The organism is Bradyrhizobium sp. IC4060 (assembly GCF_020193715.1).
Taxonomy (GTDB): Bacteria; Pseudomonadota; Alphaproteobacteria; order Rhizobiales; family Xanthobacteraceae; genus Bradyrhizobium; species Bradyrhizobium yuanmingense.
On record NZ_JADYVJ010000003.1, the window covers coordinates 518,539 to 530,815 of the forward strand.

Here is a 12,277-nt window from a genome sequence, read left to right on the forward strand (position 1 = left end):
GGCGGAACGGGGATTTCACGATGATCACGAGACCACCCCAGCTTCGCAAGCGCGCCATCAGCCTCGGTGGCGCGCTCATCGGCCTCGCGCTCGCGGTCGGGGGCTGCCAGCACGACGAAGTCCTCACGGCGTCCATTCCCGACGACTACAAGCAGCGCCATCCGATCGCGGTCGAGGAGCAGAATCGCTCGATCGTCGTCTTCGTGGGTCATGCCCGCGGCGGATTAACCGCGGCCCAACGCGCTGACGTGATGGGCGTGGCATCGGCGTGGTTGCAAGAAGGCACCGGCGCGATTCGCATCGACGTGCCTTCCCATACGCCCAATGCTCGCCCGGTCGCCGATACGATGCGTGAGATCCAGGCGATGCTGGCGGCGGCAGGCGTTCCGCCGCGCGGCGTCAGCCTTCACCCCTACCAGCCGCAAGACAAGCGCTTCCTCCCCCCGATCCGGCTCACCTATTCCCGGATTGCCGCAGTCGCCGGTCCCTGCGGCCTGTGGCCGGAAGACATCGGACCCTCGATGAAGAACAAGCGCTGGTTCGAGAACAAGGACTATTACAATTACGGCTGCGCTTATCAGCGCAACCTCGCGGCCATGGTCGACAATCCGTCGGATCTTGAGCAGCCGCGGCCCGAAACTCCGTCATACACGCCGCGGCGCATCACCGGGTTCGAGAAGTATCGCAAGGGAACGACGACGGCGACCACCTATCCCGAGGCCGACAGGGCCAAACTCAGCGACACCGGCAAATGATCAGTTACGCGCGCCAGACACACGAAGAGCAGCCGGCAGCAGCTCCTCCGCCGGTCGAGGAGCATATTGCGCCTGCGCCGCGCGTCTCGGTTCAGGCCTTCTGCGAAACCGTGGAGACGGCCGCCGCGGTGCAGTCGGCCGGCGAGGATCGCCGTCTCGGCAAGGCTCACCTGAAGATCCAGATGGGCGGCATGGCGGCCGCGATCGAAGCCTACCGCTCGGCTCCCACGCCGAACGTGATCGTGCTCGAGAGCGACGGTCGCAACGACCTGCTGGGCGGACTCGACCAGCTCGCCACCGTCTGCGATGCCGGCACCCGCGTGGTGGTGATCGGCCGCATCAACGACGTCACGCTCTATCGCGAGCTGGTGCGCCGCGGCGTCAGCGATTACGTGCTCGCGCCGGTCGGCGCGATCGACGTCGTACGCTCGATCTGCAACCTGTTCTCGGCCCCCGAAGCCAAGGCAGTCGGCCGCATCATCGCCGTGGTCGGAGCCAAGGGTGGCGTCGGGGCTTCGACCATCTCGCACAACGTCGCGTGGGCGATCGCGCGAGACCTCGCGATGGACGCCGTCGTCGCCGATCTCGACCTCGCCTTCGGCACCGCCGGGCTCGACTACAACCAGGATCCGCCGCAGGGTATCGCCGACGCCGTGTTCTCGCCTGACCGCGTCGACACCGCGTTCATCGACCGCCTGCTGTCGAAATGCACCGACCATCTCAGCCTGCTGGCGGCGCCTGCGACGCTCGACCGGGTCTATGATTTCGGCACTGACGCTTTCGATGCCGTATTCGACACGCTGCGCTCCACCATGCCCTGCATCGTGCTCGACGTTCCGCATCAATGGTCGGGCTGGACCAAGCGCGCCTTGATCGGGGCGGACGACATCCTGATCGTGGCCGCCCCGGACCTCGCCAATCTGCGCAATACCAAGAACCTGTTCGATCTATTGAAGGCCGCCCGCCCCAATGACCGGCCGCCGCTCTACTGCCTGAACCAGGTCGGCGTGCCGAAACGGCCCGAGATCGCCGCCGCGGAGTTCGCCAAGGCAATCGAGAGCCAGCCGGTCGTCTCGATCCCGTTCGAACCGCAGATCTTCGGCTCGGCGGCCAACAACGGCCAGATGATCGCGGAGATCTCCGCCAACCACAAGTCGATCGAGATGTTCCTGCAGATCGCCCAGCGCCTGACCGGCCGCAGCGAGACCAAGAAGCAAAAGTCGTCCCTGCTTTCACCTCTGATTGAGAAGTTGCGGGGAAGATAAGCCGCCGCATGGAGTTGTTAAGTGTTCGGTAAGCGTAGCGGAACAGACACCGACCTTCGGGCGCCCAAGCCCGGCGCCGTGTCGCTCGAGCCTGCCCCGGCTCAGGCGCCGACGGTGTCGCGCGCTCCGCCTCCGCCGGCCGTCGCCTCGCCGCCGCTTGCGCCCGCCAAGGCTCCGCCGCCTCCGACCATGGAGAGCCGGCGTTCGGACAATTATTACGAGGTCAAGGCGACCATCTTCGGCGCGCTGATCGAGGCCATCGACCTCGCCCAGCTCGCCAAGCTCGATTCGGAGTCCGCGCGCGAGGAAATCCGCGACATCGTCAACGAGATCATCGCGATCAAGAACATCGTGATGTCGATCGCCGAGCAGGAGGAGCTGCTCGACGACATCTGCAACGACGTCCTCGGTTACGGCCCGCTCGAGCCGCTATTGTCGCGCGACGACATCGCCGACATCATGGTCAATGGCGCCAACACCGTCTACATCGAGGTCGGCGGCAAGATCCAGCGTACCGGCATCCGCTTCCGCGACAACCAGCAGCTTCTCAACATCTGCCAGCGCATCGTCAGCCAGGTCGGCCGGCGCGTCGACGAATCCTCGCCGATCTGCGACGCGCGCCTCGCCGACGGCTCCCGTGTCAACGCCATCGTGCCGCCGCTGTCGATCGACGGCCCCGCGCTCACCATCCGCAAATTCAAGAAAGACAAGCTGACGCTGGATCAGCTTGTCAAGTTCGGCGCGATCACGCCGGAAGGCGCCGAGATCCTTCAGATCATCGGCCGCGTCCGCTGCAACGTGCTGATTTCCGGCGGTACCGGCTCGGGCAAGACGACCCTGCTCAACTGCCTCACCAACTACATCGAGCACGACGAGCGCGTCATCACTTGCGAGGACGCCGCCGAGCTCCAGCTGCAGCAGCCTCACGTGGTGCGGCTGGAAACCCGTCCGCCCAACATCGAGGGCGAGGGCCAGGTCACGATGCGCGAATTGGTGCGCAACTGCCTGCGTATGCGTCCCGAACGCATCATCGTCGGCGAGGTCCGCGGACCCGAAGCCTTCGACCTGCTGCAGGCCATGAACACCGGCCATGACGGCTCGATGGGCACGCTGCACGCCAACAACCCGCGCGAGGCGCTGTCGCGCTGCGAATCCATGATCACGATGGGCGGCTTTTCCCTTCCGTCGCGAACAATTCGCGAGATGATCTGCGCCTCGATCGACGTCATCATCCAGGCCGCGCGCCTGCGCGACGGCTCCCGCCGCATCACCCACATCACCGAGGTGATGGGCATGGAAGGCGACACCATCATCACCCAGGACATCTTCCTCTACGACATGGTCGGCGAGGACGCCAACGGCAAGATCATCGGCCGGCACCGCTCAACCGGCATCGGCCGTCCGAAGTTCTGGGAACGCGCCCGTTATTACGGCGAGGAGAAGCGCCTCGCCGCGGCGCTCGACGCGGCGGAAGTCGCGCCGAAGACGTGAGCAGATTGGCAGCGCCATGAACATGCAGGTCCTCGCCCTCGCCTTCCTCGCCACCGCAGCAGTTGGTGGCATCGCCTGGGTATTCCTCTATCCGGTGCTGTCTGGGGAGCGAAAGGCGGAAAGCCGCCGTGCCTCGGTCGCGCGCGCCGAAGCGCCCACGGCCCGGCAGGCCGAGAAAACCCAGCGCTCTCGCCGCGAGCAGGTCGAGTCCACGCTGAAGGACCTCGAAGCGCGGCGCGCCCAGGAGAAGAGCGCTCCGCTCAGCGTCCGCCTGTCGCAGGCCGGGCTCGACTGGACGCCGCAGAAGTTCTGGACCTTGTCCGCCGTGGTGGCCGGCGTTTTTTTCGCGGCCGCTATGTTCGCGGGCGGGGGCCTGATCGGCGCCGCCGGTCTTGCCTTTGCCGGCGGCTTCGGCCTGCCGCGCTGGGCACTCGGCTTCCTCAAGAAGCGTCGCGAAACCAAGTTCCTGGCTGCACTGCCCGACGCGGTCGACGTGATCGTCCGCGGCATCAAGGCAGGCCTGCCCTTGTTCGAATCGATCAAGGTCGTAGCCGCCGATTCGCCCGAGCCGCTGCGCAGCGAGTTTCTGGCCATCATCGAGACGCAGGCGATCGGCATGCCGCTGGGCGAGGCCTGCGCGCGGCTTTACGAGCGCATGCCACTGCCGGAAGCCAATTTCTTCGGGATCGTGGTGTCGATCCAGCAGAAATCGGGCGGCAACCTCTCCGAAGCGCTCGGTAACCTGTCCAAGGTGCTGCGCGACCGCAAGAAGATGAAGGAAAAGATCCAGGCGATGTCGATGGAAGCCAAGGCCTCGGCCGGCATCATCGGCTCGCTGCCGCCGATCGTGATGTTCCTGGTCTATCTCACGACGCCGCAATACATCTCGGTGCTTTGGACTCATCCCACCGGCCAGCTGATGCTGGTCGGCTGCGTCGTCTGGATGTCGATCGGCATCCTGGTGATGAAGAAGATGATCAACTTCGATTTCTGACGGTGTCGCATGGTCGAATTCCTCGTCTCGAAACTGCACGACGTCCGTTTCATGACCATGCTGCTCGCGGCGATCGCCGCGAGCGCCACCGTCTATACGCTGGTGATGCCGTTGTTCGCCGGCGAGGGCCTCTCCAAGCGCATGAAGGCGGTGGCGAGCGAGCGTGAACGCATCCGGCAGCGCGAGCGTGAGCGTCTCAACAAGAGCGAGAAGGTTTCACTGCGCCAGACGCCGAAGCAACTCGTCTCCAAGGTGGTCGAGGACTTCAACCTGACCAAGTGGCTCGCGCAGGAGGCTGCGCGGGACAAGCTCATCATGGCGGGTTACCGCGGCCAGGCGCCCTACATCACCTTCCTGTTTGCCCGCATGGTCGCCCCGATCGTGTTCTTGATCGGCTCGGCCCTCTACGTGTTCGTGATCGGAAACATGCAACAGGCGATGCCGATCAAGATCGGCATCTGTATCGGCGCCGCCTATCTCGGCCTCCAGGCGCCGATGCTGTTCCTCAGGAATGCGATCTCCAAGCGCCAGCTCTCGATCAAGCGTGCGTTTCCCGACGCGCTCGATTTGCTCCTGATCTGCATCGAATCGGGCATGTCGGTCGAGATGGCATTCCGGAAAGTTGCGACCGAAATCGTGGGCCAGTCGATCGCGCTGTCGGAGGAGTTCACCCTGACCACGGCCGAGCTGTCCTACCTGCAGGATCGCAAAGTCGCCTATGAGAACCTGGCACGGCGCACCGGGCTCGAGGGCGTCAAGTCGGTGTGTCTGGCGCTGCAACAGGCGGAACGATACGGCACTCCGCTCGGCCATTCCCTGCGCGTCATGGCGCAGGAAAATCGCGACATGCGCATGAACGAGGCCGAGAAGAAGGCGGCCGCGCTGCCGCCGAAGCTCACGGTGCCGATGATCCTGTTTTTCCTGCCTGTGCTGTTCGTGGTCATTCTCGGACCCACCGCCATCAAGGTCACCGAGATGCAATGAGCCGGGCTGGACCGTACGGTCCGCCACCAAGGCCAGGAAGTCAGATGATCAGCCGGGCTGGCTCAGCGAAGCGACCGGCGTCCGCTTCGGCGCGCCGCGCGGGGCCTCGCTACGGCTCAGCATCTCCTTGAGATAGGCGACATTGGCCGCAGCTTGGTCCGGCGGCAGGTCCGCCTTGACGATGGTCTCCGCCTCCGCGAAGCGGCCCTGCAGGCCGACGACCAGGCCGAGGTTCTGCCGGACCCGGGCGCTGGCACGCGGCGAGGCATGCGCCTGCCGCAGCGCCTCTTCCGCCTTCGGCAGCTCTTTCGACAGCATGTAGGACAGGCCGAGGTTGGAGAGCACGCCGGGATCACCCGGTGCGATCTTGAGCGCGCTCGCGTAATAGGATCGCGCCTCCTCATGACGGCCCATCTGGTCGAGCGCGGTGCCCTGCACGGAGAGCAGGCGCCAGTCCGGATTGTCGGGCGAATGCGCCTTCGACAGCACGTCGAAGGCCTGCTGGAAATTGCCGTTGTCGGCGAGTGCGCGGCCGTACTGGGCAAGCAGCGCCTTGTTGCCGGGGTTGGCGATGGTCGCCTGCTCGAGCACGGCGGCGGCCTGGGCGCGCTGGCCGTTGGCGCGCAAGGCCTGTCCATAGGCGAGCGCGGCGTCGGCATCTTTGGGATTGGCGCGGTAGCGCTCGCCATAGGCTTCGACCGCACGCGCCGGATCGGTGGGCGCGCGATCGGCGGAGGCCGCGTCCGCCCGGGGGCCGACCGAGCCCGTCACCTCCGAGAGCTTCGACATCGCCGTGCAGCCGCCGAGGCTCATCGCCACCGTCGCGACCAGCGACGTCGAAGCAAGTAGCCGGGTAAGCCTGATCCGTTGACGCATGACGCTTTGACTCTCGAGCTGCTCGATCGAGCCGAACGTGTCAGCAGTAGAATGTTAACCCTAACGGCCGGTTAACAGCGCTCAGACGCGCTTCTCTCACGCCGGCGATGGTTGCGGCGGCGCTTTGCCGCCGAGGCCGAGATCGGGGCCGAGCGCCTGCACCTGCTGATCCAGCTCCAGCAGCAGTTGCAGCCTCTGCCGCCCCCGCCGCTGAACGTCGACACCTTCAGAAGGCAGCCGCGGCACCTGACGCAGGAAGTCGTTACAATTGATCAGGCCTCTCCCGTAGAGCTCATCGAGCTGAGCGCGATCGATGCCGAGCACGTCAGCGGATTGCTCGATCAATCGGCCGAGCAACGTTTTCACCGCGGCGAGCGCGTCGCTGTCGAATCCCGGCCGGGATCTCGCGGCCTTCTCGAGCTCCGCCCAGGCATGGGCCGAGACCATGTAGGTGTAGAGCGCTATCGCCCAGTTCGGCTCCGCCTCATCGTAAAAGCTGCCACGCATGAACAGCCGGCGGACGATCGCCGCGACCTGGTCGCGTTTCAGTGTGCGGGACGAGGCCGCCTCGATCGCCGACTGGACGGCCGGATCGCGCGAAAAATCCCGCCCCGCCGGCAGCCTGATGACGCCGCCCGGCAGGTTGGAATCGAGCGGCCTGAAGGCCGCATCGTTGCGGAGCCTCGTATAGCGGGTGATCGCGAAGCGGTGCTCGTTGCGGCCGGTATGGGACGCGGGGCCGAATGGACGAGGTTGAAACCGGCATCGTCGCCGGCTTGCCCGGTCGAGGACGGACAGGAGAGCACGTAGATCGTGCGCCAGAACGCCTCACCGCTCTCGCTCGACGTCGCACGCGGATCGGGGATGGAATAGCGGGTCAGCCCCTCGACATGGCGATGACCGTGCAGAACCAGATCGACATTGAGCGAGGTGGCGGCCTCGAGGAAGGTCGCGGGTGCGGCGAGATACATCAGCGGCTCGTCCGGCATGCCTAGAAAGCGCTTTCCTTCGCCGGTGGCCTGCGGCAGTGGGTGATGGTGCAGGGCCAGCACACGCACCAGATTTTCCGCCGGCTCGGCGTAGTCGGCGCGCCCGGCCGAACCGATGCTTCCCGCGACCTCGGCGCTCAGCCGGGCGGAATCGGCGACCATCGCCTTGTAAGCGCTCTCGTCGATCTTGCCGCTCGCGAGCGCCTTCAAGTTGGCGCGATTGGAATCGAGCAGCACCAGGTCGAGGCCTGCCTGACGGTAATAGACATTCTTCGCGGTCCGCGGCAGGTGCAGGTAATCGTAGGCGTCGTGACGGCCCGCACGCTGGTTCGGCCGCTTGACGTCGTGATTGCCTGCCACGGCTTGGATGTCGGTGAACAGCCCCGTCTGCCGGAAGCATGCGATGACGGCGAGCGCCTCGTCGAGCGCGCGCGGCGTTGGGTCGTCCACCAGATCGCCCGTGATCAGCAGGATGCGATCGGGAGCATTCGCGGCAGCCGCCATCTTCTCGCAAATCGCGGCCCTGAGCGTCTCGATGGCCGGAAGCAGCCGGCCCGACCCGTCCAGATGCAGGTCGGAAATCTGCGCAACAACGAACGATCTATCCATTTTGCGCCGCTCATCTGCATATGCTGCGCCGCCCAAACAATGAGAAAAATGCTTCGACGAGCAGATTCAGCCGTATCGACCCAACCTGGGCAGGCACCATGCCGCCGCGTGTCTGCGTTCGGGTTCATGCAGAACAAGCGACACAATCTAAAATGTTCGTCGATAATGCCACAACCGAAGCGCTAGTAAAGCCCTGCGGCCGTGGCGTTGCGAACGGCAGCTCTCGGCGTGAGATACGAGATTTGTCCGCGGACGGTTTCGTCGCGCCCGGTCGATACTCGATGGCAAGCCGCTCGCGGATCTCGTCGAGCGCATCGAACCGCATGCCCACCTTGCGGCGAGTAGCGGCTCGCTGAACGGTGACGGCAAAGCCGATTGCAGCGGCGGCCAAACTCTGCGAAGTCTCGTCCGTTCGCATGACTCGCCTGAACTGACGATCCGGACCCGCCAATGCCTTTCTTCGAGACGTCATCCACCGCCACCCCGATCACCTTCGTCACCAAATCGAGCTGGGATCAGGTCGCCGAAACGCTGCCGCCGGCGCAACGCCAATTCGCGCGTGCCAGCGCCTTCGCCGCCAAGCCGGGCAGCTATCTGGCGCTGCCCGCGACCGACGGCACCATTGCGCAGGTGCTGTTCGGGCTCGAGGAAGAGGATGCAAGATCGCGCGACCTGTTTCGGCCCGGCGCCCTGCCCGGCCTCTTGCCGCCCGGCACCTATCGGTTTGCCAATGCACCGCACGATGCGCGGCTGGCCGCGCTCGCCTTCGCATTGGGTTGCTACCGCTTTGCCCGCTACCGCAAGGCAGATCGCCCCGAGATCCGGCTGGTGCCGCCTGACAGTGTCGACGCGGCCGAGATCGAGCGGATTGCCGATGCGGCAATGCTCGCGCGCGACCTCATCAACACGCCGTCCAACGACATGGGCCCGGATGAGCTCGCCGCAGCTGCGCAAGCGCTCGCCGCCGAGTTCGGCGCGAGCTTTTCCTGCACCGTCGGCGAAGAGCTGGCAAAGAACTTTCCGCTGATCCACGCCGTCGGCATGGCCTCCAGCCGCGCGCCGCGGCTGATCGACATCGTCTGGGGCGATCCTGATCATCCCAAGGTGACGCTGGTCGGCAAGGGCGTCTGTTTCGATACCGGCGGGCTCGACCTGAAGCCGTCGAGCGGCATGCTGATCATGAAGAAGGACATGGGCGGCGCCGCCAACGTGCTGGCGCTGGCGCGCATGGTGATGGATGCGAAGCTGAAGGTGCGGCTGCGCCTGCTGATTCCGGCGGTGGAGAACGCCGTCGCCGGCAATGCCTTCCGCCCGCTCGATATCTTCACCTCGCGCAAAGGCATCACCGTCGAGATCGGCAACACCGACGCCGAAGGCCGCCTCGTGCTCGCCGACGCGCTGGCGCTGGCCGATGAGGAGAAGCCCGATCTGCTGATCGACCTGGGCACGCTGACCGGCGCCGCCCGCGTCGCGCTGGGGCCGGATCTGCCGCCGTTCTACACCCATGATGAGACGCTGGCTGCCGACCTCGCGCGCTGCGCGATGAGGGAGAACGATCCGTTGTGGCGCATGCCGCTGTGGCCGCCTTACGATGCCTGGCTGGACTCCAAGACCGCCACCATCACCAATGCACCCTCGGGCGGTTTCGCCGGCTCGATCACCTGCGCGCTGTTCCTGCAACGCTTCGTCGAGCACGCCAAGAGCTGGCTCCATGTCGACATCTATGGCTGGACGCCGTCGGCGAAGCCGGCGCGGCCCGAGGGCGGCGAATGCCAGGCCGCACGCGCCATCTACGCACTGCTGAGCGAGCGCTATGCCTGATCCAGGACACGACCCGAGGCTGACGCCGGCGCGGGGCGACCTTGCCGCCAAATATCTCGAAGGCAAGGTCGAGGCGCAGCGCTTCGTCGAGGGTGACGAGTTCGAGGTCGTCGAGCCGATCGCGCCCATACGCGAGCAGCCGTCCTCGAACGCGACGTTGATGACCGAAGCGCTGCGCGGCGAACGCGTCACCATCTACGACCGCAACGGCGAGGGTTGGGCCTGGGGCCAGCTCAGTAGCGATGGCTATGTCGGCTGGCTCCCGGATGCGGCGCTCGCAAAACCGTCGGCTGCCGCAACGCACTTGGTCGGCGCACTGCGGACGTTTGCGTTCCCCGGCCCCTCGATCAAGCTGCCGCCGGCCGACACGCTCGTGATGGGATCGAAGCTTGCCGTGGCGCGCGAGGACGGCAGCTTCGCCGTGACGCACGACGGCAGATATCTGCCGAGAACGCATCTCATCCCGCTCGATCATCGCGAGCCGGATTTCGTCGCGGTGGCCGAGCGCTTCGTCGGCACGCCCTATCTCTGGGGCGGCAAGAGCAGCTTTGGCATCGATTGCTCCGGCCTCGTCCAGGTCTCGCTGACATCAGCCGGGATCGGCTGCCCGCGCGACAGCGACATGCAGCTCGCCGGTCTCGGCCGCACGCTGGAGCCGCATGAGCGGAGCAGCTTGCAGCGCGGCGATCTGATCTTCTGGAAAGGTCATGTCGCCATCGTGCGCGACGCCACCACCATGGTTCACGCCAATGCGCATCACATGGCAACGGTGATCGAGCCGATCGAGCCGGCGATCGCGCGGATCAAGGCGGCCGGCAGCGAGGTCGTCGCGATCAAGCGGCTCTGACGGAGCGCTACGTCGCCACCGCCCCGTTCCCGGCCGTCTCCAGCCGGAACGCGGCCGCGAACAGCGCTCGGGTATAATCCGTCTTCGGATTCCTGAACAATTCGGCCGCCTGCCCCTCCTCGACGACCTTGCCGCCGCGCATCACGATGAGGTGGCTGGCGAGCGAGGCGACGACGCGCAAATCGTGCGAAATGAACATGTAGGTGAGCTCGCGCTTGCGCTGGAGCTCGCGCAACAGATCGACCATCTGCGCCTGGAACAGCATGTCGAGCGCGCTGGTCGGCTCGTCCAGCACGACGAAATCAGGCTCCAGCACGATCGCGCGCGCGATCGAGATGCGCTGACGCTGGCCGCCGGAGAATTCGTGCGGATAGCGGAAGCGCGTCTCCGGATTGAGTCCGACATCCTCGAGTGCCTTGACCACGCGCGCCTCGCGTTCCTCGCGCGAGAGCGCCGGCTGATGCACGGACAGGCCCTCGGCGATGATGTCGGCGACCGACATGCGCGGTGAGAGCGAGCCGAACGGATCCTGAAACACGATCTGCATGTCGCGCCGGAAGGGACGCATCTCCTTGAAGCGCAGGCCCTGGATGTCGTTCCCTAAGAACACGATGCGTCCGTTCGAGGAGATCAGCCGCAGCAGCGCCAGCCCCAGCGTAGTCTTGCCCGAGCCGGATTCGCCGACGACGCCGAGCGTCTCGCCCTTGCGCACGGCGACGCTGACACCGTCGACCGCCTTGATGTGACCGACCGTCTTGCGCATCAGGCCGCGCTTGATCGGGAACCAGACTTTTAGGTCATTGGCCGACATCACCACCGGCGCATTCGGCTGCGGCGGCGCCGGATCGGGCTTGGGCTCCGCCGCGAGCAGGTCGCGTGTATAGGGATGTTTCGGGGTCTTGAAGACCTGCTCGACCGGACCCTGCTCGACGATCACGCCGCCCTTCATGACACAGACGATGTCGGCGATCCGGCGCACGATGCCGAGATCGTGGGTGATGAACAGCAGGCTCATGCCGAGCCGCGCGCGGATCTCGGCGAGCAGCGCCAGGATCTGCGCCTGCACCGTGACGTCGAGCGCCGTGGTCGGCTCGTCCGCGATCAGAAGATCCGGCTCGTTGGCGAGCGCCATCGCGATCATCACGCGCTGGCGCTGGCCGCCGGAGAGCTGGTGCGGATAGCTGTTCAGCCGCGTCTCTGGATCGGGAATGCCGACCTGGGTCAAGAGCTCCAGCGTTCGCTTGCGGGCCTGCGCATTGCTGGTCGGATTGTGCAGCTGGATGATCTCGCCGATCTGCGCCTCGATCGTGTGCAGCGGATTGAGCGAGGTCATCGGCTCCTGGAAGATGATGGAGATGTCGCTGCCCCTGATCTCCCGCATCTGCTGCTCGGACTGGTCGATCAACTCCTGGCCCTTGAAGCGGATGCTGCCGGAGGGATGGGAGGCATTCGGATACGGCAGCAGCTTCAGGATCGAGAGTGCGCTGACCGACTTGCCGGAGCCGGACTCGCCGACCAGCGCGACGCATTCGCCGCGCTTGATCTGGAACGAGACCTTGTCGACCGCGAGCGTGGTGGCGCCGCCCTGGTGAAAGGCCACCGAGAGGTCGCGAACGGCGAGCAGGGGCTGGTTGATCGCATCCATG

At 65.7% G+C, this 12,277-nt stretch carries 12 protein-coding genes; 7 read left to right on the forward strand and 5 right to left on the reverse strand.

Annotated features, from left to right (window positions below; translation table 11 throughout):
• Window positions 1-20: 20 nt before the first annotated feature.
• From I6F16_RS14300 to I6F16_RS14320, 5 genes are read left to right on the forward strand one after another with little or no spacing between them, the layout of a single operon-like run.
• Entirely contained in the window at window positions 21-755 is a 735-nt protein-coding gene (locus I6F16_RS14300) for a CpaD family pilus assembly protein (protein ID WP_225111673.1), read from the forward strand.
• Window positions 752-2,020 (forward strand): AAA family ATPase, encoded by a 1,269-nt coding sequence (locus tag I6F16_RS14305; RefSeq protein ID WP_035998070.1) that lies wholly within the window; start codon window positions 752-754, stop codon window positions 2,018-2,020. The genes I6F16_RS14300 and I6F16_RS14305 overlap by 4 nt, the downstream gene beginning before the upstream one ends.
• A 21-nt stretch (window positions 2,021-2,041) precedes the next feature.
• Complete coding sequence (locus I6F16_RS14310) at window positions 2,042-3,511, forward strand: CpaF family protein (protein ID WP_036036829.1); 1,470 nt, start codon at window positions 2,042-2,044, stop codon at window positions 3,509-3,511.
• Between the two features lie 16 nt (window positions 3,512-3,527).
• Complete coding sequence (locus I6F16_RS14315) at window positions 3,528-4,505, forward strand: type II secretion system F family protein (protein WP_225173826.1); 978 nt, start codon at window positions 3,528-3,530, stop codon at window positions 4,503-4,505.
• Between the two features lie 9 nt (window positions 4,506-4,514).
• Window positions 4,515-5,489 carry a type II secretion system F family protein gene (locus I6F16_RS14320; protein ID WP_036021591.1) on the forward strand — a complete coding sequence of 325 codons (975 nt, stop codon included), beginning with the start codon at window positions 4,515-4,517 and terminating at the stop codon, window positions 5,487-5,489.
• 48 nt (window positions 5,490-5,537) lie between these two features.
• Here I6F16_RS14320 and I6F16_RS14325 read toward each other — a convergent pair whose 3' ends face one another.
• The 4 genes from I6F16_RS14325 to I6F16_RS14340 all read right to left on the reverse strand — a co-directional run bounded on the left by I6F16_RS14325 (window position 5,538) and on the right by I6F16_RS14340 (window position 8,354).
• Window positions 5,538-6,365 carry a tetratricopeptide repeat protein gene (locus I6F16_RS14325; RefSeq protein WP_036021589.1) on the reverse strand — a complete coding sequence of 276 codons (828 nt, stop codon included), beginning with the start codon at window positions 6,363-6,365 and terminating at the stop codon, window positions 5,538-5,540.
• Between the two features lie 96 nt (window positions 6,366-6,461).
• Window positions 6,462-6,872, reverse strand: a complete 411-nt coding sequence (locus I6F16_RS14330) for a hypothetical protein (RefSeq protein ID WP_225111672.1) — start codon at window positions 6,870-6,872, stop codon at window positions 6,462-6,464.
• 38 nt (window positions 6,873-6,910) lie between these two features.
• Complete coding sequence (locus I6F16_RS14335) at window positions 6,911-7,963, reverse strand: metallophosphoesterase (protein WP_225173827.1); 1,053 nt, start codon at window positions 7,961-7,963, stop codon at window positions 6,911-6,913.
• A gap of 124 nt (window positions 7,964-8,087) precedes the next feature.
• Entirely contained in the window at window positions 8,088-8,354 is a 267-nt protein-coding gene (locus I6F16_RS14340) for a hypothetical protein (protein ID WP_146207666.1), read from the reverse strand.
• A 59-nt stretch (window positions 8,355-8,413) separates the two neighbouring features.
• Here I6F16_RS14340 and I6F16_RS14345 point away from each other — a divergent pair, with 59 nt between their 5' ends.
• Together I6F16_RS14345 and I6F16_RS14350 are read left to right on the forward strand one after the other, a co-directional pair.
• Window positions 8,414-9,784: a leucyl aminopeptidase family protein gene (locus tag I6F16_RS14345; RefSeq protein ID WP_225111669.1), complete on the forward strand. Its 1,371-nt coding sequence runs from the start codon at window positions 8,414-8,416 to the stop codon at window positions 9,782-9,784.
• Window positions 9,777-10,631, forward strand: coding sequence for an NlpC/P60 family protein (locus I6F16_RS14350; protein WP_035998042.1), 855 nt, complete (start codon window positions 9,777-9,779; stop codon window positions 10,629-10,631). The genes I6F16_RS14345 and I6F16_RS14350 overlap by 8 nt, the downstream gene beginning before the upstream one ends.
• 7 nt (window positions 10,632-10,638) lie before the next feature.
• On the opposite strand, the gene I6F16_RS14355 is transcribed toward I6F16_RS14350, so the two are convergent.
• A complete protein-coding gene (locus I6F16_RS14355) occupies window positions 10,639-12,276 on the reverse strand; it encodes an ABC transporter ATP-binding protein (RefSeq protein ID WP_192893079.1) in 1,638 nt (545 codons plus the stop codon).
• Window position 12,277: the final 1 nt, after the last annotated feature.